Source organism: Streptomyces bathyalis (genome assembly GCF_015910445.1).
In the GTDB taxonomy this organism is placed as follows: Bacteria; Actinomycetota; Actinomycetes; order Streptomycetales; family Streptomycetaceae; genus Streptomyces; species Streptomyces bathyalis.
Genome location: NZ_CP048882.1, coordinates 4,844,835 through 4,865,568 on the forward strand (window position 1 = coordinate 4,844,835; position 20,734 = coordinate 4,865,568).

The window sequence follows — 20,734 nt, forward strand, 5'->3', positions numbered from 1 at the left end:
GCGCGCATACGCTGGGGCCGACCCGTCGTGTGAGGAGCGTGAGGAGAGCGCATGACCCGTGTCGCCGCCGTGGACTGCGGTACCAACTCGATCCGGCTGCTGGTCGCCGACGCCGACCCGGCGAACGGTGAACTGAAGGATCTGGAGAGGCGGATGGAGATCGTCCGCCTCGGTCAGGGTGTCGACCGCACGGGACGACTCGCGCCGGAGGCGCTGGAGCGCACCTTCGCCGCCTGCCGCGACTACGCGCGGGCCATCGAGGCGCACGGTGCGCGGCACGTGCGTTTCGTCGCCACCTCCGCGTCGCGGGACGCGGAGAACCGGGACGAGTTCGTGCGGGGAGTCGTGGACATCCTCGGAGCCGAGCCCGAGGTGATCACCGGCGACGAGGAGGCGCAGCTCTCCTTCACCGGAGCCACCAAGGAGCTGACGGGGCGCGCGGATCTCGACAAGCCGTATCTGGTCGTGGACATCGGCGGAGGGTCCACGGAGTTCGTCGTCGGTGACGACTCCGTGCGGGCCGCCAGGTCCGTCGATGTCGGCTGTGTGCGGCTCACCGAGCGCCACGGGATCACCGGCCCCGTCACTGCCGCGCAGCGCGAGGCGATGCGGGCCGACGTGTCGGCGGCGCTGGACGAGGTGGAGCGGAGCGTGCCGCTGGCGCAGGCCCGTACCCTCGTCGGCCTCGCGGGGACTGTCACCACCGTCGCGGGCATCGCCCTGGGCCTGGACGCGTACGAGCCCTCCGCGATCCACCACTCCCGGATCCCGCGCGAGCAGGTCGCCGACACCGTGGAGCGGCTGCTGACCTCGACGCACGACGAGCGGGCGGCGATCCCGGTCATGCATCCCGGGCGCGTGGACGTGATCGCGGCGGGCGCCGTCATACTGCTGGTGATCATGGAACGCACGGGGGCGGAGGAGGTCGTCGTCAGCGAGCACGACATCCTCGACGGCATTGCGTGGAGCCTTGGTTGACCCCCGCCGCTGCCCTCACTTGAGCGACGCCCGTCTCCTTTGAAAGGGTGTCCGGGCACCTCTCCGGAGCCCTTCGAAAGAGATCTCGTGAAATAATTCACGTGGAAAACCCCCTCGTCGGACGCACATCACACCCGTTCGGGCCCCGAAACGGACGCCGGCGGGGGAGGGCCACTGTGAACGCCGGATTCCAGCCACATGAAGGGCGGCGCACGGGTTCGGCGACGTTCTCGTGGTGCGGACGATAAATGCAGCTCACGGCGGGTATCGCCGCTCTGCGGCTCCGGCCGGAGGATCAGGAGCCGGAGGGGCTCCTGCACGTGGCCGCGCAGTGTAGCAGGGGGTGCGACCGTGCTTGTGAAGCCCCTCACGAGGTCGGCCCCAGGTGCGGGTCCATACTCGATGACATGAGCACCACGGAGCGTCCTCGAATCCTCGTTGTGGGTGGCGGGTACGTCGGTTTGTACGCTGCACGGCGCATCCTGAAGAAGATGCGCTACGGCGAGGCGACCGTCACCGTCGTCGACCCTCGCTCGTACATGACGTACCAGCCGTTCCTCCCCGAAGCCGCTGCCGGCAGCATCTCGCCGCGCCACGTCGTGGTTCCGCTGCGGCGGGTACTGCCCAAGGCCGAGGTCCTCACCGGCCGTGTGACGACGATCGACCAGGAGAGCAAGGTCGCCACGATCGCGCCGCTCGTCGGCGAGGCGTACGACCTGCCCTTCGACTACCTCGTCATCGCCATGGGCGCCGTCTCCCGTACCTTCCCGATCCCCGGCCTGGCCGAGAACGGCATCGGCATGAAGGGCGTCGAGGAGGCCATCGGCCTGCGCAACCACGTGCTGGAGCAGCTGGACAAGGCCGACTCGACCAACGACGAGGACGTGCGGCGCCGTGCGCTGACCTTCGTCTTCGTCGGCGGCGGCTTCGCGGGTGCGGAGACCGTCGGCGAGGTCGAGGACATGGCCCGCGACGCGGCCAAGTACTACCCCAACGTGCGGCGCGAGGACATGCGCTTCATCCTCGTCGACGTAGCGCCCGGCATCCTGCCCGAGGTCGGCCCGAAGCTCGGCGAGTGGGGTCTGGAGCACCTCAAGAGCCGCGGCGTCGAGTGCTACCTGAGCACCTCGATGGACTCCTGCGTCGGTGGGCATGTCATGCTCAGCAACGGCCTCGAGGTCGACTCCAGCACCATCGTGTGGACCGCCGGCGTCAAGCCCAACCCGGCGCTGACACGCTTCGGTCTGCCGCTGGGCCCCAAGGGGCACGTGGACGTCGACGCCACCATGCAGGTGCGCGGCAGCGGCCACATCTGGGCCGCCGGGGACAACGCACAGGTGCCCGACCTGGCCGCAGGCAAGGAAGGTGCCTACTGCCCGCCGAACGCGCAGCACGCTCTGCGTCAGGCGAAGGTGCTCGGTGACAACATCATCTCGGCACTGCGCGGCTTCCCGCAGCGCGACTACAAGCACGGCAACGTGGGTGCCGTCGCCGGTCTCGGCCTGCACAAGGGCGTCGCGATGATCGTCTTCGGCAGGACCCGGATCAAGCTCAAGGGCCGCCTCGCCTGGTACATGCACCGCACGTACCACGGTCTGGCCGTGCCCACCTGGAACCGCAAGATCCGCGTCTTCGCCGACTGGACTCTCGCCATGTTCCTCAAGCGGGAGGTCGTCTCCCTCGGCGCGATGGAACACCCGCGCGAGGAGTTCTACGAGGCCGCCTCGCCCGTGACCGCCTCCGCGGCGGAGGAAGCCGCGGCCGAGCACAAGACGCGGGTCAAGGAGAGCCGCGAGGTGAACCACCGGGAAGAGGCCAAGGCTTCCTGAACCTGCCGGTGAGGTGATCCGCAGAAGGACACCGAAGACCTCCGTGAAGGGGGCGTCCGCCATCCGTGGTGCGGGCGCCCCCTTCGCAGTTCCCGCACTCTCCTTCCACGCGATCCCGCGAGGTGACGCGGAGACAAACCGGTGTGTGAGTCGGCATAGTTCGCACGACAATCGTGTTGCATGTACGGGGTTCCACCCCTTCCGTATGGAGGTGTGTGCAATGACCGATGTCGCCTCACGACTCAGCGCGCTCACCGAACGGCTGCTCGGCGCGCCTCTTCCCGTCCGCATCCGTGCCTGGGACGGCAGCGAAGCAGGACCACCCGATGCTCCCGTCCTCCGCGTACGCCACCGGCGCGCCCTGCGCCGCGTTCTGTGGCGGCCGGGCGAACTGGGCCTCGCCCGCGCGTGGGTGGCGGGGGAGATCGACACCGATGGCGACGGTGAGCTGTACAGACTGCTCGACCGGCTGGCAGGCCTGATGTGGGAGAAGAACGAGAGCGCGCAGGAGCCTTCGCCGCGCGGATTGCGCGCGGCCCTGGACCGTGCGCGTGACCCCGACGTACGGGCCGCCGTCCGCGAACTGTTCGCGCTCGGGGGTGCGTTGCCTCCGCCTTCGCCGCCCGCGGAGGAGCGGCGAAGGCGGCTCGGGGTGCGGCACAGCCCCTTCCGCGACCGCAGCGCCATCAGTCACCACTACGACGTGGGCAACGACTTCTACCGGCTCGTCCTCGGCCCGAGCATGGTCTATTCGTGCGCCTACTGGGAGACCCCGACGGCCGGGAGCACGCCGACGCTCGAGGGCGCCCAGCGCGCCAAACTCGACCTCGTCTGCCGCAAGCTGGCGCTGCGGGAGGGGCAGCGGCTGCTGGACGTCGGATGTGGATGGGGCTCGCTGGTGCTGCACGCGGCCCGTGAGTACGGGGTGCGCGCCGTCGGCATCACCCTCTCCCAGGAGCAGGCCACCTACGCCCGCAAACGCGTGGCCGAGGAGGGGCTGACGGACCGTGTGGAGATCCGCGTGCAGGACTACCGCGAGGTGCGGGACGGCCCGTACGACGCCATCTCCTCCATCGGCATGGCGGAACACGTCGGCCGGGCGCGCTACCGCGAATACGCCGGTGACCTGTACGAGCTGCTGCGGCCGGGCGGGCGGCTGCTCAATCACCAGATCGGGCGCCGCCCCGTGAGGGACGAATCGGCCTACGAGGTCGACGAGTTCATCGACGCGTACGTCTTCCCGGACGGAGAACTGGCCCCGGTGGGGCAGACGGTCGGCGTGCTCGAGGAGGCGGGATTCGAGGTGCGCGACCTCGAATCGCTGCGCGAGCACTACGCGATGACGCTGCGTGCGTGGGTCGCCAATCTGGAGGCCGCCTTCAGCGAGGCGGCGCGCCTCAGCTCGTACGGACGAGCGCGGGTGTGGCGGCTGTACATGGCCGCGTCGGCGCTCGCCTTCGAGCACAACAGGATCGGTATCAACCAGATCCTCGCGGTCCGCACCCCTTCCGACGGGGCGTCGGGACTGCCGCTGCGCACCAGGGAGTGGCGCGCGGCGTGACGGCCATGGCGGCCGGGACGGCGTGACCGGCGGGGACCCGACCCTCGCCGGCGCGCCGCCCGCCGGTCACTCGCCGGCCGCTTCGCCGAGCACGAGCACCTGGATGGCGAGCACGGCGGCGCCGCGCGCCCAGTCGTGGAAGTCGGAGACCTTGGTCTCCAGGTTCACGGGATCCGCGTGCGGATTCGTGTGGGACTCGATGGCGTCCAGAACGGCGCCGCCGGCCACGTCCATGAGCCCGACACCCTCGCCGGCGAGCAGGATCTTCTCCGGCAGCGCGAAGTTCGCGATGTGCGAGATGAGGATGCCCAGCGCACGGGCGGCCTCGCCGATGACGCGCGAGGCCGCAGGGTCCTCCCGGCGGGCGAGCCGGAGGATCTCCTCGTAGTCGACGGAGCGGCCGGTCGCCGCGCGGACCTGGTACTCGATGCTCTGGACTGTGAGCAGCGAGGCTGCGCTGCCGCGTTCGCCTTCGGGGGTCAGCGGGCCGGACGGGTCGAGGATCCAGCGCTCCGACGTGCCGTGATAGTCGTCGGAGGGGCGGATGGCCTCCCCGTTGATGACGAGCGTGTAGCCGATGCCCGCGCCGATGGTCAGGACGGCGAAGCGGTCGAAGCCGCGCCCGGCGCCGAACCATGTCTCCGCCTCGACCAGCGCCGCGACGTCGTTCTCCACCACCACCGGCAGCCCGGTCCGCTCCTCGAGAAGGGCGGCGAAGGCCACCTCGTGCCAGCCCAGGTACGGGGAGTCGACGGCCACGGACCGTCCGCGGACCGGGCCCGCGAGGCCGACGCCGATGCCCGCGAGATGCGGGAACTCCTCGGCGAAGGACCGCACGATCGAGTGAGCGACATCGGCGACGGCATCGGGCTCGGAGGAGCCCAGCTTGCGGTCCTCCCGCCGGACCACGGTGCTCTTCAGAGTGGTGACGACCCCGTAGACCATGTCGCCGGTGATCTTCAGGCCAACGAAGTGCCAGGGCTCGGTGACGATGTCCAGGGGGCGTCCTGGGCGGCCCTGCCCCGCCGTGGTCGCGGGCGTGAGCCCCTCCAGCAGCAGACCGGAGTCGATCAGCGGCTTCGCCAGACGCGTCAGGCTGCCGCCCGACATGCCGAGCTGCCGGGCGATCTCACTGCGGGAGGTCGGGCCGTTCTTGAGCACCTCGATGGCGACCGCGCGCTCCGTGGGAGTCAGCGGCCGCCAGCTCGGGGCCGACCCACCCGAACTGCCCGGACTCTTCGAACCGTTCAATCCCAGCCTCCGCGACGGTACTTGGACGTGGGGAATCTCAGCCTATGCGAACCCCGGTTAAGTTCCGTACAGAACTATACCTGCGTGATTCCGGCACCGGATCTCCTGTGTGAGACGCCTTGACACTCACATTAACTTCCACGTAGAAGTAAATCCATCGAGATGAAGCCCTGAGGCGACGCGGACGAGGAGGTCTGCCGGTGGCCGTGATCAAACCGACGACTGCGAGCCCGGCCCCGGGACGTGCTCCCGGAGAAGCCCGTACGGCTCTCCTCTTCATCGCCCCGGCGATGATCGGATACCTGGCCTTCCTGGTGTGGCCGACGCTGCGCGGTGTCTACCTCAGCTTCACCAGCTTCGACCTGCTCTCCGCCGAGAAGTGGGTGGGCCTCGACAACTACCGGCGCCTCGTCAACGACCCGGTCTTCTGGGACTCGCTGGGCGTGACGCTGCACTACGTCGTGGTCAACATCGGGGTGCAGACGGTCGTCGCGCTGCTGATAGCCGTTCTGATGCACAGGCTCACCAGCTCGACCGTCCTGCGGGGAGTCGTGCTCGCTCCCTACCTGGTCTCGAACGTCGTCGCCGGAATCGTGTGGCTGTGGATCCTGGACACGCAGCTCGGCGTGGGCAACGAGATCATCGAATGGCTCGGCTTCGAGCGGATCGCCTTCTTCGGCGACGCCTCATGGGCGATACCGACGATCGCTCTCGTCAACGTCTGGCGGCACGTGGGCTACACGGCGCTGCTGATCTTCGCGGGCCTGCAGTCCATACCGCCGACGGTCTACGAGGCGGGCCGCGTCGACGGCGCGAGCGAGTGGCGCATGTTCCGGTCCATCACCATTCCGCTGCTGCGTCCGATCCTGTCGCTGGTCCTGATCATCACGATCATCGGCTCGTTCCAGGTCTTCGACACCGTCTCGGTCACGACCGACGGCAAACCCGCCAACGCCACCAACGTGCTGCAGCTGTACGTCTACGACCTCGCGTTCGACCGGCTGCAGTTCGGCTACGCCTCGGCCATTTCGGTGGCTCTGATGCTCGTGCTGACCGCAATCACCGTCTTCCAGTACCGGCTCATGCGCGCCGGCCGCTCGGACCTCGGCTGAGAAGGGAAGGTCCGAAGTGACGGCAACGATGACGCATGCGGGGACCGGCAGCGAACCGGAGACCCGCGAGGCGCCGGGCGCCGGCAAGCGGGAGCGACGTCCGCTGTCGTGGGGGCGTGTGCTGGCCTGGGCGGCAATGGCCGTGATCACCCTGATCACGCTGTTCCCGTTCTACTGGATGCTGAGGACGGCGCTCTCCACGAACACCGCCCTGGCGCAGGCTCCCGCCTCGGCGCTCCCCGTGGACTTCAGCTTCGGCGGCTTCCTGAGGGTCTTCGGCCTGCAGAGCACAAAGGAGGCACTCGCCGAGGGAGGGTCGGGCGGCTCGCTCGAATTCTGGCGCTACCTCGCCAACTCGGTCCTGGTCGCCACGATCGTCACCTTCTGCCAGGTGTTCTTCGCCGCGATGGCCGCCTACGCCTTCGCGCGTCTGCGCTGGCGCGGACGGGACGCCGTGTTCGGCTTCGTGCTGGGCGGACTGATGATCCCCGCGGTCTTCACGCTGCTGCCGAACTTCGTGCTGATCAAGGAAGCCGGTCTGGTGGACAGCCTGTTCGGCATCGCGACGCCGATGGTATTCATGACGATGCCGTTCGCCGTCTTCTTCCTGCGCCAGTTCTTCCTCGGCATATCCCGCGAGGTGGAGGAGGCCGCGCTCATCGACGGGGCCGGGCGGATCCGTGTCTTCTTCCGGCTGATACTCCCGATGTCCACGGCGCCCATCGCGACGCTGAGCATCCTCACGTACATCACCGCGTGGAACGAGTACTTCTGGCCGCTGATGGTCTCCTACAGCGGCAGTTCGCGGGTGCTGACGGTCGCGCTCAGCATCTTCCGGGCGCAGACCCCGCAGACGGGCACCGACTGGGCGGGCCTGATGGCGGCCACATTCGTCGCCGCCCTGCCCATGGTGCTGCTCTTCGCCCTGCTGGCGAAGCGCATCGTGAACTCCATCGGCTTCAGCGGCATCAAGTGAAGGAGAGTGGGATGAGCACCGCACCACGCGGCACCCGGCGCCGCATCTCCGTCCGGGCCTGCGCGGCCTCCTTCGTGGCGCTGGCCCTGGCCCTTCCCGCCGCGGGCTGCGCACCGCAGACCGTCTCGGCCGGGGACGAGCACACGGTCTCGTACTGGATGTGGGACTCCGCCCAGCAGCCCGCGTACGAGGCGTGCGCGAAGGCGTTCCACAAGAAGAACCCCGGGCTGCGCGTCAAGATCACCCAGATCGGATGGGACTCGTACTGGACGAAGCTGACGTCGAGCTTCATCGCCGGCACCCAGCCGGACGTGTTCACCAACCACGTCGCCAAGTACCCCCAGTACGAGGGGCTCGGCGCGCTCAGCCCGCTGGACGAGCTGGGCCCGACCCGCGGCATCGAGGCATCGGACTACGAACCGGGCCTGGCGAAGCCCTGGACGGGCCGGGACGGGCACCGCTACGGCGCACCGAAGGACTGGGACACCATCGGCGTCTTCTACAACAAGAAGATCACCAAGGCGGCGGGCGTCAGCGACGCCGAACTGCGCGATCTGGCCTGGAATCCGCGGGACGGCGGCAGCTTCGAGAAGACCCTCGCCCGTCTGACGGTCGACGCGAACGGGAAGCGCGGCGACGAGCCCGGCTTCGACAAGGACAACGTCGTGCGCTACGGCCTGGCCACCAATGACGCCGGTGGAGACAACAGCGGCCAGACGCAGTGGAGTTCGTTTGCCGCCTCGGCCGGCTGGAGCTACACGGACAAGAACCCGTGGGGTGAGCACTACAACTACGACCAGAAGGGCTTCCAGAAGACCATCGACTGGTACTTCGGCCTCGCCGAGAAGGGCTACATGGCCCCGCTGGAGGACTACTCGGACACCAACCACCCGGAGACGCAGCTCGATTCGGGCAAGGCCGCCCTCGCCATGCACGGTTCCTGGATGCTCAGCACATTCGCCGGCCTCAAGGGCGTCGACCTCGGCATAGCCCCGACGCCGAAGGGCCCGACGGGCAAGCGTGCCTCGATGCTGGGCGGCCTGGCCGACTCCATACCGAAGGGAGCGAAGAACAAGCAGGGCGCCGCAAAATGGGTCGCCTTCCTGGCCTCGGACGAGTGCCAGAACCTGGTGGGCAAGGACGCGACGGTATTCCCCGCGACCCCCGAGGGCACGAAGAAGGCCATCGCCACCCACCGCAAGAACGGGCTGGACGTCTCACCCTTCACCCGTCACCTCGAGGAAGGCACGACCTTCTCCTTCCCGGTGACGGACCACGCCGCCGACATCAACGCGATGATGATCCCCGCCATGCAGGAGATCTACTCGGGCGATTCCCCGGCGAGCTCCCTCTCGGAGACGAACAGGCAGATCAACTTCCTCTTCCAGCAAGGCAATTGAGCCAGCGGAAAAATTGAGTACCGAGTAACCACGGCACGCACAGGAAAGGCTTTCGCTCGTGCCCTTCTCCATCGGAATCGTCGGCGCCGGACAGTTCGCCGGATCGTTCGCCAAGCTCTTCCGGCTGCACCCCGGCGTCGGCGCCATTCATGTCACGGATCTCCTGCCCGAGCGCGCCGAGCGGCTCGTTGCCGCGGAGGGGCTGGCAGGCACCGTGTCCTCCTTCGACGACATGCTCGAATCGGACGTCGACGCCGTCGCCCTCTTCACCCAGCGCTGGACCCACGGACCGCTGGCGGTACGGGCGTTGCGCGCGGGCAAGCACGTCTACTCCGCGGTGCCCATGGCGGTCTCCGAGGAGGAGACGGCGGCCATCATCGAAGCCGTCAAGGAGACCGGCCTCACCTACATGATGGGTGAGACCAGCCACTACAACCCGGCCACGGTCTACGCCCGCGAGAAGATCGCCGACGGCGGCTTCGGGCGGCTGTTCTACGCCGAGGGCGACTACGTCCACGACATGGACCTGGGCTTCTACGACGCGTACCGCTTCAGCGGGGGCGAGCGGTGGAAGGAGACGGCCAGCTATCCGCCGCTGCTCTACCCCACGCACAGCATCGGCGGCGTGCTGGGCGCCTGGCAGACGTACGCCACGAGCGTCAGCGCCGTCGGTGTCCGCGACGAGCGGGGTGACGGCGTGTTCGACCGGGACGTCAGCCAGTTCGGCAACGACTTCTCCAACGCGACGGCGCTCTTCGAGGTCGCCGGCGGGGGATCGTTCCGCACGAACGAGTTCCGCCGGGTCGGATACCCCTCGCACATCCGTGAGTCACGCTTCCGCTTCTTCGGCACGGAGGGGAGCTTCGAGCAGCTGGCGACCGTCAGCTTCTGGCAGGACAAGACCGGTGTGCGGGACGTCTCGGAGCATCTGCAGGCCGTCCCGACGCTCTCCGCGGACGATCCCTCGCTCGCCGACGTCTCACCGGCGCTGCGTGACGCGTTCATCTCCGGCACGGCTCCGGTGCACGACCGCGCCCGGCTGCCCGCCGAGTTCGCTCACGCACCCAACGGGCATGAGGGAAGCCACCACTTCCTCGTCGACGACTTCGTCAACGCGGTGAACGACAGCACGCTGCCTTCCGTCAACGCGTGGGTCGCCGCCCGCTACACGCTGCCCGGCGTCGTCGCGCACGACTCGGCGCTGCGCGACGGCGAGCGCCTCCCCGTCCCCGACTTCGGTGACGCGCCGGGCTGACGGCCCAGGAGCCCGCGCAACACAGCGGCCCGGCCCCCTCGGTGAGGGAACCGGGCCGCGGTGACGCGCCCTGCCCTGCCCGCGGCGGACCCGCGGGCGGGGCGCCGCCGGGCTACTCCGTCTTGATCGCGGTGAGCATGTTCAGCTTGGCGGCCCGCCGTGCCGGCCACAGCGCGGCCAGCATGCCCACGACCGCCGCCAGTCCGAGGAAGATCCCGATCCGGTCCCACGGCAGCACCAGCGAGTACGTCGACAGCGACAACCCGACGACCTTGCCCGCGGCCCATCCGAAGAAGATGCCGAGTCCGATGCCGAGCACACCGCCGAAGAGCGAGATGACGAGCGACTCCAGCCGCACCATCCGCTTGATGCCCCGCCGGTCCAGGCCGATGGCGCGCAGCATCCCGATCTCCTGCGAGCGTTCGAAGACCGACATCGCCAGTGTGTTGACCACACCCAGCACGGCCACGATCACCGCCATCGCGAGCAGCCCGTAGAGCATGTTGAGCATCAGGGTGAAGATCTTGGCGATGGACTCCGTGACGTCCTTCTCGTCCTGGACGAGGACGGCCGGATTGCTGCCCAGCGCCTTCTCCAGCGACGCCTTGACCGAATCGCTCGCGCCATCCTTCGTCTTGACCATCACCTGCATGCTCGAGAGCTGCTTCATGTGCGGGTCGAGAGTCCCGGTGTCGAGCATGATGCCCCTGATCATCTCGTTGCCCTCGTAGACGCCCGAGACCGTCATCCGGGCCTTCTTCCCGTCCTCGAAGGTGACGGGGAAGGCCGAACCGGTCTTCCAGCCCTTCTCCTTGGCGGTCTCCTTGTCGACGACGGCCTTGTTGCCGGACAGCCCGTCCCAGCCGCCGGAGACGAACGGCATGTCGGTGAGGTCGCTGATCGTCTCGCCCTTGACGCCCGTCAGATACTCCGTGGAACTGCCCACCCGGGCCGGGGAGTTGCGCATCGGGCTCAGCGACTCGACCTGGTCGTCGCGCGTCAGCTTCCGCTCGACGCCGGATGAGAGCGGCGTCTGGTTGGCCATGCTGACGGTGTAGTCCGCCTTCAGCGAATCGGTGGCCAGCTTCTCCACGGCCTGCTGCACGCTTCCGGCGATGACGGTCAGACCGGTGATCAGAGTGAGCCCGATCATCAGCGCGGACGCGGTCGCGGCGGTGCGGCGCGGGTTGCGCACCGAGTTCTGGCGGGCGAGCTTGCCCGAGACCCCGAAGATCCGCATGAACGGCGCGGCGGCGGCGATCAGCGGCCGCGACAGCAGCGGCGTCAGGACGAAGACCCCGATGAGGAGCGTGGCGGCACCGGCCGAGAGCGGGATCTTGGCCGTGTCGCGGTCGTCCATTCCGGCGCCGTACAGCACGAGTGCCGTGCCCGCGCCGGCCAGCAGCGCGCCGATCGTGTTGCGGATGACCAGCGAACGCGTCGTCGCCGCCGCGTGGACGCTGCTCATCGCCGCCACCGGCGGGATCTTCGCGGCCTTGCGGGCCGGGAGCCAGGCGGCGAGGACGGTCACCACGATGCCGGTGGCCAGCGAGGCGCCGATGGCGGTGGCGTCGACGACGAGCGGCCCGTCCGGCACGGTCGCGCCGAACCTGCCCATGAGCGAGCGCAGCGCCGCTCCGATGCCGACGCCCGCCGCCATGCCGCCGACCGCGGCGACAGTGCCCACGACCAGCGCCTCGATGAGCACCGAGCGCGTCACCTGACGGCGCCCGGCACCGACTGCGCGCAGCAGCGCCAGCTCCTTGGTGCGCTGGGCGACGAGCATCGTGAAGGTGTTGGCGATGATGAAGATGCCGACGAACAGCGAGATCCCGGCGAAGACCAGCATCGCCGTCTGCATCCCGCTCATGCCCTTCTTGATCGCCTCGGACTGGTCGGCGGCGAGCTTCTTGCCGGTGACCGCGTCCGCGCCCTTGGGAATGATCTTCTCCGCCTGGGACTTCAGCTCCGCCTGCGAAGTGCCGTCGGCGGCCTTCAGCGTGATCTGGTCGTACTGCCCCGGCAGGGCGAAGAGCCGCTGGGCGGTGGGGGTGTCGAACAGCACGAGCGTGCCGCCCGCGGCGACATTGCCGTCGTCGGTGGTGAAGATGCCGACGACGCGCTGCTTGAGCACCGGGCCGTTGACCGACATGCGGGCGGTGTCGCCGATCTCGAAACCGACGCGCTTCGCCGTCGCGGAGTCGATGGCGACCTCGTCGGAACCGTGCGGCGCCCGGCCGTTCCTCATCGGGTAACGGGCGTCCTCGGCCTTGCCGTTGCGGCCGGAGTCGTAGTTGCCGCCGGTGGTCTGCCAGCCCTCGCCGACGAGCTTGCCGTGCTTGTCGGCGAGCGCGGTGAAGCCGGTGACGGAGCCGCTGGCGCTCTGCGCGCCGGGCAGCTCGCGTGCCTTGTCGAGGGTGGCCTGCGTCAGCCGGTCCTGGCCGCCGGGCCGCCTGCGGGGAGGCCCGGAATCGCCGCCCGCGGGCGGCTCGATGGCGAGGTCGACGTTGCTGTAGCCCTTCTCCGAACTCTTCTGGTACGCGTCGGAGATGGTCGAGGTGAAGACCAGGGTGCCGGAGACGAAGGCCACGCCGAGCATCACGGCGAGCACGGTCATCAGCAGCCGGGCCTTGTGCGCGAAGACGTTGCGCAAGGCAGTACGGAGCATCGGTTTGTCCTGGGTTCTGGGTTTCTGGGAACGCGGTATCCAGCGGCCCGGCGGTCCTGGGCCGGTTCCGGGTTCGTGCTGGTGGTTGCCTCGGCGGGCGGTGCGCGGCCGTGTGGCCGTCGCGGAGGCGCCCGCGCCGGCGCGGCTCAGTTCGTACGCACCCTGGCGTCGAGGTTCTTCATGCGCTCGAGCACCGACTCGGCGGTCGGCCCGGACATGTCGTCGACGATGCGGCCGTCCGCGAGGAATACGACGCGGTCCGCGTAGGAGGCTGCCACCGGGTCGTGGGTGACCATCACGATCGTCTGGCCCAACTCCCTTACGGAGTTGCGCAGGAAGCCCAGCACCTCCGCTCCGGCGCGGGAGTCGAGGTTGCCCGTCGGCTCGTCCCCGAAGATGATCTCCGGCCTGCTGGCCAGCGCGCGGGCCACGGCCACGCGCTGCTGCTGGCCGCCGGAGAGCTGGCTCGGGCGGTGCTTGAGCCGGCCTGAGAGGCCGACGGTCTCGATGACGCGGTCCAGCCAGGCCTGGTCCGCCTTGCGGCCCGCGATGTCGAGCGGAAGCGTGATGTTCTCCATCGCGTTGAGCGTCGGAAGCAGGTTGTAGGCCTGGAAGATGAAGCCGATCCGGTCGCGGCGCAGCTTCGTCAGCTTCTTGTCCTTGAGCCTGGTCAGTTCGGTGTCGCCGATCAGGGCGCTGCCGCTGGAGACCGAGTCGAGGCCCGCCATGCAGTGCATCAGGGTCGACTTGCCGGAGCCCGACGGCCCCATGATCGCGGTGTATTCGGCCTTGCGGAACTCGACGGAGACGCGGTCGAGCGCGACCACCTTGGTCTCGCCCTGCCCGTAGACCTTCGAGAGGTCCGTGGCGCGCGCTGCGGCGACGCCGGCGGGCGCTGGTGCAGCAGCCGGTACGCGGGAGGAGTAGGTGGTGGTCACGGGAGTGGGCTCCTGTCGAACGGTGTACGGATCTCGGGTCCACACCATGTTGTCCTTCCGTGCGCCCCCGCGGATCACCCCCCATGCCCGTATCGGAGCCAGCCTTCCGAGGTACATCAAAGTCACGCGGTCATCCCTGGGTATGACGGCTCCCCCGAGACGGCGGACGAGGGCGGGCACCCCCGGCGGGACTCCCGCCGGCGGAAGGCGAATTCCAGTGTCCGGACGGCGACTTTCCGTCATTTCACGTGCCAGGGACGTGATCCGAGCGGCCCTCCGAAGTGGGGGACGCGGCACTGACGCGTCGTCAGTTGCCCATAAAATAAGACAACATCGAGCTGACGCGCCCCAGTTGGGGGCCTGACGCTGGATAGGCTCTACCTGCACCCTGGGGTAGGAACCCGCATGCTCTGCGTAACTGCGGGACCTGGAGCCGGTGCCCGGATGGTGGAATGTAGACACGACGAGCTTAAACCTCGTTGGCCCTGAGGGCCGTGCCGGTTCAAGTCCGGCTCCGGGCACCACCCATGCGCCTGAGCTGTGACGGTCCGGCACATCCTCGCTTCCGTCCGTGTCCACGGACCGACTGCGTCCACGGACTCACCGAGCATGAGGACCCACCGGGCGTCCAGGGGTCAGGGCAGTGCCTGCTCCGTCCAGATCGTCTTGCCCGAGGTCGTGTAGCGGGTGCCCCAGCGCTGCACCATCTGCGCCACGATGAACAGGCCGCGACCGCCCTCGTCGTCCGTCGCGCTGTGCCGGAGGTTCGGCGAGGTGTGGCCCTTGTCGGAGACCTCGCAGTGCAGGCTGCGGTCCCGGATGAGCCGCAGATAGACGGGGCCGACCGCGTGCCGGATGGCGTTGGTGACGAGTTCGCTGACGACGAGTTCGGTGGTGAACGCCAGCTCGTCCAGGCCCCATTCGGTCAGCTGGTCCATGACCAGGGTCCGTGCGCGGGAGACCGCGCTGGGCTCGGCTTCCAGCTCCCAGCCGATGACCTGGTCGGCTCCCAGCTCGTGCGTGCGTGCCAGAAGCAGCGCGGCGTCGTCGGTCGCCGGACCGTCGGGCTGCAGCTCGCTCAGGGTCCGGTCGCACAACTCCTCGAGCGTGGCCCGGCGGTCGCTCAGCACGCCCTTGAGCTTCGCGACGCCGGTGTCGATGTCGCGGTCGCGGTCCTGGACGAGCCCTCCGGTGAAAAGCGCTAGGAGGCTGCCCTCCGGCAGCTCGGTCTCCATCGACTCGAAGGGCAGCCCGCCGACGCCCAGCGGGGGACCGGGCGGGATGTCGAGCAGCTTGAAGTTGCCTTCCGGATCGACGCTGGCGGCGGGCGGATGCCCGGCGCGGGCGGCGGTGCACATGCGGGAGACCGGGTCGTACACGGCGTAGAGGCAGGCGACGCCGAGCCCCTCGTCCGTGCCGGGCACGGCACCGGGTTCCTGGTCCTCGGCACCTTGCAGTACGAGGTCGTCCAGCCGGGAGAGCAGCTCGTCGGGAGCGAGATCCAGCCGGGCCAGGGCCCTGACGGTGGTGCGCAGACGCCCCATGGTGGCGGCAGCGTTCACGCCGTGACCGACCACGTCGCCCACGACCATGCCCACGCGCGTCCCGGACAGGGCGATCACGTCGAACCAGTCGCCGCCGACGCCCAGCCCGACGTCGGACGGCAGATAGCGGTGGGCCACCTCGACGGCGGACAGCTCGGGCAGGCCCCTGGGCAGCAGGTTGCGCTGGAGCGTCAGCGCGGAGGCGCGCTCGCGCGTGTAGCGGCGGGCGTTGTCGATCGACAGCGCGGTGCGGGTGGCCAGTTCGTTGGCGAGGGAGAGCTCGTCGTGGTCGAAGGGGGCCGGATTGCCGCTGCGCATGAAGGTGACCAGGCCCATCGTCGTGCCCCTGGCGCGCAGCGGCACGGCGAGCGTGGAGTGGACGCCGTTGTCGTCCTCCTGCGCCTCCGCAGGGCGTTCGCGGTCGACGGTGATGGCCTTGCGGGACGCGAGCGAGTCGAGCTGCGGCGAGCCGGGCTCGTACTCGACGGGGAAGGGACCGGTGGCGGGCGTGTCCTCGGCACCCGCGTACGGACTGCCGACGCGCTCCACCACTCTGATCATGGCCGGGGTCTCTCCGTGCGGGCGGGGCTCCTCGCCCTCCAGCACTCCCTCGACCAGGTCCACGGTGACGCTGTCGGCGAAGGCCGGGATGACCACTTCGGCGATCTCCCTGGCCGTGGTGATCATGTCGAGCGTGGTGCCGATCCGCACCCCGGCGCGCACCGTCAGCGCGAGACGCTGCTGGGCGCGGTAGCGGTCGGTGATGTCGAGGGCGTCCTCGCAGACGCCGAGCACGTGTCCGTCGGCGTCCTTGAGCTGGTAGTACGCGCACGACCAGACGTGGTCGTGCTCCGGGTCGACGGGTGGCCGGGCCTCGTAGAGCACGCCGAAGACCGGCTTGCCGGTATCGATCACGCTCTGCATGACCTCGCCCAGTGAGCTGGGATAGCCCTCCGAGATCACCTCGCCGCCGTCGTAGAGCTCGTCCACGCGCTTGCCTACGAAGTCGCCGAGGTTTTGGCCCTTGTCTATCTCGCTCTGGTACTTCGCGTTTATCCAGGTCAGACGCAGATCGGTGTCGTAGATGCCAAGGCCGATCGGCGACTGGGTCGCGAGCCCGCGGAGCATGGCCTGGTGCGCCTCCCAGCTGCGCAGCGGTTCCAGCTCCGCCGCGACCATGATCTGCGGGGGCCCGTCCCTCCCGGCGAGGGAGCAGATCGTCGTCGCCACATCGACGTGGTGGCCGTCCCGGTGACGCGCGACGCTGGCCTCACTGCGGCATGCCGGGCCGACGGACCGGTCGAGGAGCTCGATGAGCGGCTGTTCCTGGGACGTTCTCTCCACTATCAGCGTCTCGAGCGGCCGGCCCAGAATCTCGCGCGGTTCATATCCGAAGAGGCCTTCAGCGGCTTCGCTCCACCCGATGATCACGTTCTGGTTGTCGAGCAGCACCGTGGCGCCACTCGCCACGTCGAGTGGCCCACGGAAGTCGATGGTCTCGGCCTCGCTCCACGCATTCATGGCACCAATCCAGCCCGGATACGTTTCTCTTACAGGGTCGATCCATACGGGAGCAGATACAACCGCAGCAGGCAGAGCGGTCTCCTATGGTGAAAGCAGAACATAAGGGCACGGAGGCCGCACCGGACGGGTGTCCCGGAACGGCTTGAATTCGCAGGCGCACGCGGCCACCGCGGGAGCGCACAGGTGCGGGTGTGTGCTCGGTGCGTTCTGCCAGGCGTGATCACGGAGCGTGGACCGGGGAACCTCCGGCTGTGCGCGGAGCGTCGCGGCCACTGCGGGCAGGCGCTTCGAGGGGGGGCTATTTCGAGGGGGCTATTCCGCCTGCGAGCGCCCCTCCGTGGCCGCCCCGCGGGCAAGGGCTGGCGCGCTGCGGGGCAAGGCTCCCTACTGCGGGCCCCGCGGGTCCCGCCGCTGACGGCGCGCGACATGACGCCGCCCGGGCTTGGAGGGGCCCGGACGTTCGGACCGGGGAGTGGAGCAGGTCGGACACCAGTAGCCGATCCCCTGCGTGAAGGTCCAGCCCTGTTCCTCGAGATAGGGGGCCGCACGTGTGCTGCTGTGCAGGATGTGCCCGAACAGGTCGTCCTCTATCGGCGGCGGGGGCTCGTTGATCACGAGGTCGAACACCGCGCGGGCCGGGCAGCCGACGTCGTCACAGGCCAGGTAGAAGCGGACGGGCCCAGGTGCCTCCCCCTCGGTCATCAAACTCATGTCTCAACGCTATTCAGCGCACGCAGGTGTGGTGGGGCTGTTGAGGAAGCGGGGCCGAAGGCTTCGCACCGTGCGGCCATTCCGGCCATCCGGCACCCGCACGGCCGGTGTCCGTGCCGCGCGATCCCTGTGCGGCCCCGCTCCTGCCCGTCGGCACACCGCCGGGCCGTCACGGCGCCGGGGCTTTGGTCCGCTCCGTGGGCAATCACCTGTGTCGCGGCCCAGCAGTCTCCGGGACCGGAACATTTGGGAGATGCTGAGAGCAATCAGACGGATACGCCGGATCCGGACGGCCCGCAGTGCACCGCGGGGCCCGCTCAAGCGCCCTGGAGTGGCATGTCGATCATGGTCTACGTGTACGGCCTGGTCGGGGCCTGCTTTCTGGGCCTCGGGTTCGTACTCCAGCAGGAGGCCGCAGCCCGCGCCCCGCTGGCCGACATCCTCTCCTTCCGGCTGCTGCTGGACCTGATGAAGGTCCCGCGCTGGCTGCTCGGCATCGGCTTCATGGTGATCGGCCAGCTCCTCAGTGCCGCCGCGCTGGCACAGGGGGACGTCTCACGAGTCGCGCCGCTGCTGGCCACCAACCTGCTCTTCGCGATGGCGCTGGCACGGCGGATCAGCGGGCAGCGGCTCGGCGGAAGCGGCTGGGCGGGGGTGGTGCTGCTCAGCGGAGGCGTGGCCGCATTCGTTGCCGCGGGATCCCCGCAGGGCAACGACGACGCTCAGATCGGTGCCTTCCGGCGCTGGCTCGTGCTGGGGTCGGTGGTGGCGGTGGCCCTGGTGATGGTCGTGATCGCCCGTAATCTGCGGCTGGCCGAGGAGCCTCCGCTCCTGGCCGGAGCGGCAGGAGTGCTCTACGGAGTCCAGGACGCCCTGACCCGGGAGGCGAGCACGGTGTTCAGCGACTCCGGCCTCGTCGGGCTGGTCACGAGCTGGCAGCCGTACGTCATCGTCACATCGGCCGTCATCGGACTGGTTCTCGTGCAGAGCGCCTTCGAAGCCGGGGCACTGCGGCAGTCCCTGCCCGCGCTGACGGCCGCGGAGCCACTTTCCGGAATCGCGTGCAGCATCGGGTTCCTCGGCGACACCGTTCGCTTGACGCCGCTGGCGGTCACCTGGGAAATCCTGGGGCTGGGGGCGGCCATCGGCGGAGTCTTCCTTCTGGGACGCCACCCGGCGATGCCGACCGGGGCGCCCGGCCTGTCCCCGCCCTCGGACGAGAAGCAGGCGTACGACGACAGCGGACGTCCGCGCTAGCGGAACCCGCCCCGACCACGGGAGGCGGGCCCGGGAGCCGGCGACCACCCGCCTCGCCGGATCCACGACGGGGCGTATCAACCGGGGGGCGGCGGCGGGCCGTGATCCACGGCGGGGTGCGATTCGGTGCCCTGACGGTCCGTCCACACATCGGCCAGGGCCGCCGTCAGCGCGATCAGGACGAAGACGACGGAGAGCACCAGCCCGTGCTGGTACGCCGAGCGCCAGTCGGCCTCGGCCGGCGGGCCGTGGCCCGCGTTCAGCCGGGTGAAGAAGAGGGATCCCACGCCCGCGATGCCGACCGATGCCCCGATGCGCTGCCCGGTCTGCAGCACTCCGGCAGCGCTGCCGCCCCGCGCCACCGGCACCTGGGAGAGGGTCAGCGCCTGGTTCGGGGCGATGACGAATCCGGTGCCCAGCCCCGCGAGCAGCAGCGGAATCATCAGGTACCAGCCGGTGCTGTGCCCCTCGACCTCGTGTGCCGTGAGCGCGGTTCCCGCCAGTCCGAGCGCGGTCAGCGCGAGGCCACCGGCCACGAGCCTGCGCCCGTACCGGTCGACGTACCGCCCGCCGAGCAGCGAGGTCGTTCCCGACCCCAGCGCGAACGGCGTGATGGCGAGTCCCGCCTGCAGCGCGCTGTAGTGCAGCCCGCTCTGCAGATAGAGCGTGGTGATGAAGAAGATCGACGTGAAGCCCGCGAACTGGAAGACGATCAGCAGGCAGCCCGTCCAGTACGAGCGGACGCGGAAGAGCGAGAGCGCCACCAGCGGTTCGGTCTCGCGCCGTGAGCACCGCGACTCCCACCGGACGAAGCAGGCCAGCAGCACCGCCGCGAGGAGCAGCAGCAGCCACTTGCCGTCGCCCTTCCACTGCTGGGCCTGGACGAACGGCAGCAGGATCGCGAGGACGCCCGCGCCCAGCAGGGCCACGCCCACCGGGTCGAGGCTCCGGGACCACTGGCGCGCACCGGCGGTGGGGGTGTCGGGCAGCAGTCGGCGGGCGAGGAAGAGGCAGAGGATGCCGATGGGGAGGTTGACGTAGAAGACCCAGCGCCAGCCCTCGTCCGCCCCGGCCGCCTGGATGATCACGCCGCCCAGCAGCGGTCCGACGGCGGTGGAGACGCCGACGACCGTGCCGAACATGCCGAAGGCCCGGGCCCGTTCCCGTCCGGAGAACATCTGCTGGATCAGGGCCGAGATCTGCGGTGCGATCAGCCCGCCGCCCAGACCCTGCACCAGCCGCGCGGCCACGAGCCACGCACTCGTACGGGCGGCCCCGCACGCGGCGGAGGCCAGAGTGAACAGGGCCAGGCCGACCATGAAGACCAGGCGGCGGCCTCGCGCGTCGCCCAGCCGCCCGGCGGGTACGAGGAAGAGCCCGAAGGAGAGCGCGTAGCCCGAGAGCACCCACTGGAGCTCGGACTCGGTGGTGTGCAGGCCCTCCCGTACGGACGGCAGGGCCACGTTGACGATCGAGACGTCCAGCAGCGTCATGAAGCCCGCGACGAGACAGACCGCCAGGGCCTTCCAGCGCCGTGAGCGTGTGCCGGACTCCGACTCGGGCCCGGGTCCGGGCTCCGGTTCCGGGCCCGCGGGCGATCTCGCTTCGGGCACTGACGCTCCTCGCTCTGCGCACGCCGGGTCGCGCTCGCGAGTACCCAGCCGGGCCGCAAGATTCGCTCGCGTCATGCATCTTGTCCGCGCGTCCGGGCGGATGTGCGCGCTGCCGGC

General features: G+C 69.4%; 14 protein-coding genes and 1 tRNA gene. 9 read left to right on the top strand and 6 right to left on the bottom strand.

From position 1 onward, the window contains the following. Positions 1-51 precede the first annotated feature (51 nt). From G4Z16_RS21110 to G4Z16_RS21120, 3 genes are all read left to right on the top strand, one after another. Positions 52-978 carry a Ppx/GppA phosphatase family protein gene (locus G4Z16_RS21110; protein WP_197352273.1) on the top strand — a complete coding sequence of 309 codons (927 nt, stop codon included), beginning with the start codon at positions 52-54 and terminating at the stop codon, positions 976-978. Between the two features lie 407 nt (positions 979-1,385). Then, entirely contained in the window at positions 1,386-2,807 is a 1,422-nt protein-coding gene (locus G4Z16_RS21115; RefSeq protein WP_197352274.1) for an NAD(P)/FAD-dependent oxidoreductase, read from the top strand. Between the two features lie 220 nt (positions 2,808-3,027). Next, positions 3,028-4,368 carry an SAM-dependent methyltransferase gene (locus G4Z16_RS21120; protein ID WP_197352275.1) on the top strand — a complete coding sequence of 447 codons (1,341 nt, stop codon included), beginning with the start codon at positions 3,028-3,030 and terminating at the stop codon, positions 4,366-4,368. A 66-nt stretch (positions 4,369-4,434) separates the two neighbouring features. On the opposite strand, the gene G4Z16_RS21125 is transcribed toward G4Z16_RS21120, so the two are convergent. Further along, a complete protein-coding gene (locus G4Z16_RS21125) occupies positions 4,435-5,619 on the bottom strand; it encodes an ROK family transcriptional regulator (RefSeq protein ID WP_197352276.1) in 1,185 nt (394 codons plus the stop codon). Positions 5,620-5,825: 206 nt separating this feature from the next. On the opposite strand from G4Z16_RS21125, the gene G4Z16_RS21130 reads away from it, so the two are divergent. From G4Z16_RS21130 to G4Z16_RS21145, 4 genes are read left to right on the top strand one after another with little or no spacing between them, the layout of a single operon-like run. Beyond that, entirely contained in the window at positions 5,826-6,731 is a 906-nt protein-coding gene (locus tag G4Z16_RS21130; protein WP_246531337.1) for a carbohydrate ABC transporter permease, read from the top strand. Between the two features lie 28 nt (positions 6,732-6,759). Next, entirely contained in the window at positions 6,760-7,707 is a 948-nt protein-coding gene (locus G4Z16_RS21135; RefSeq protein ID WP_197354805.1) for a carbohydrate ABC transporter permease, read from the top strand. Positions 7,708-7,718: 11 nt separating this feature from the next. After that, the gene (locus G4Z16_RS21140; protein WP_197352277.1) at positions 7,719-9,107 is read left to right on the top strand and encodes an ABC transporter substrate-binding protein; all 1,389 of its coding nucleotides are present in this window, start codon (positions 7,719-7,721) and stop codon (positions 9,105-9,107) included. Between the two features lie 58 nt (positions 9,108-9,165). Next, the gene (locus G4Z16_RS21145; protein WP_197352278.1) at positions 9,166-10,362 is read left to right on the top strand and encodes a Gfo/Idh/MocA family protein; all 1,197 of its coding nucleotides are present in this window, start codon (positions 9,166-9,168) and stop codon (positions 10,360-10,362) included. Between the two features lie 112 nt (positions 10,363-10,474). Here G4Z16_RS21145 and G4Z16_RS21150 read toward each other — a convergent pair whose 3' ends face one another. Together G4Z16_RS21150 and G4Z16_RS21155 are read right to left on the bottom strand one after the other, a co-directional pair. Then, entirely contained in the window at positions 10,475-13,030 is a 2,556-nt protein-coding gene (locus G4Z16_RS21150; protein ID WP_197352279.1) for an ABC transporter permease, read from the bottom strand. A gap of 146 nt (positions 13,031-13,176) precedes the next feature. Beyond that, positions 13,177-13,968 carry an ABC transporter ATP-binding protein gene (locus tag G4Z16_RS21155; RefSeq protein ID WP_246530978.1) on the bottom strand — a complete coding sequence of 264 codons (792 nt, stop codon included), beginning with the start codon at positions 13,966-13,968 and terminating at the stop codon, positions 13,177-13,179. Between the two features lie 438 nt (positions 13,969-14,406). Here G4Z16_RS21155 and G4Z16_RS21160 point away from each other — a divergent pair. Beyond that, a tRNA-Leu gene (locus G4Z16_RS21160) sits at positions 14,407-14,492 on the top strand. A gap of 111 nt (positions 14,493-14,603) precedes the next feature. On the opposite strand, the gene G4Z16_RS21165 is transcribed toward G4Z16_RS21160, so the two are convergent. After that, a complete protein-coding gene (locus G4Z16_RS21165) occupies positions 14,604-17,033 on the bottom strand; it encodes a SpoIIE family protein phosphatase (protein WP_197352281.1) in 2,430 nt (809 codons plus the stop codon). Positions 17,034-17,420: 387 nt separating this feature from the next. Next, positions 17,421-17,747: a hypothetical protein gene (locus G4Z16_RS21170; RefSeq protein WP_197352282.1), complete on the bottom strand. Its 327-nt coding sequence runs from the start codon at positions 17,745-17,747 to the stop codon at positions 17,421-17,423. Between the two features lie 336 nt (positions 17,748-18,083). On the opposite strand from G4Z16_RS21170, the gene G4Z16_RS21175 reads away from it, so the two are divergent. Then, positions 18,084-19,004: a DMT family transporter gene (locus G4Z16_RS21175; protein WP_425508098.1), complete on the top strand. Its 921-nt coding sequence runs from the start codon at positions 18,084-18,086 to the stop codon at positions 19,002-19,004. Positions 19,005-19,081: 77 nt separating this feature from the next. On the opposite strand, the gene G4Z16_RS21180 is transcribed toward G4Z16_RS21175, so the two are convergent. Beyond that, positions 19,082-20,617 carry an MFS transporter gene (locus G4Z16_RS21180; protein WP_246530979.1) on the bottom strand — a complete coding sequence of 512 codons (1,536 nt, stop codon included), beginning with the start codon at positions 20,615-20,617 and terminating at the stop codon, positions 19,082-19,084. Between the last annotated feature and the right edge of the window lie 117 nt (positions 20,618-20,734).

Excerpts from the sequence above, each read along its gene's own strand:
- G4Z16_RS21140 (WP_197352277.1), top strand. The coding sequence starts at position 7,719 with ATGAGCACCGCACCACGCGGCACCCGGCGCCGCATCTCCGTCCGGGCC.
- G4Z16_RS21135 (WP_197354805.1), top strand. The coding sequence starts at position 6,760 with ATGACGCATGCGGGGACCGGCAGCGAACCGGAGACCCGCGAGGCGCCG.
- G4Z16_RS21110 (WP_197352273.1), top strand. The coding sequence starts at position 52 with ATGACCCGTGTCGCCGCCGTGGACTGCGGTACCAACTCGATCCGGCTG.
- G4Z16_RS21170 (WP_197352282.1), bottom strand. The coding sequence starts at position 17,747 with ATGAGTTTGATGACCGAGGGGGAGGCACCTGGGCCCGTCCGCTTCTAC.
- G4Z16_RS21120 (WP_197352275.1), top strand. The coding sequence starts at position 3,028 with ATGACCGATGTCGCCTCACGACTCAGCGCGCTCACCGAACGGCTGCTC.
- G4Z16_RS21150 (WP_197352279.1), bottom strand. The coding sequence starts at position 13,030 with ATGCTCCGTACTGCCTTGCGCAACGTCTTCGCGCACAAGGCCCGGCTG.
- G4Z16_RS21175 (WP_425508098.1), top strand. The coding sequence starts at position 18,084 with ATGTCGATCATGGTCTACGTGTACGGCCTGGTCGGGGCCTGCTTTCTG.
- G4Z16_RS21165 (WP_197352281.1), bottom strand. The coding sequence starts at position 17,033 with ATGAATGCGTGGAGCGAGGCCGAGACCATCGACTTCCGTGGGCCACTC.
- G4Z16_RS21115 (WP_197352274.1), top strand. The coding sequence starts at position 1,386 with ATGAGCACCACGGAGCGTCCTCGAATCCTCGTTGTGGGTGGCGGGTAC.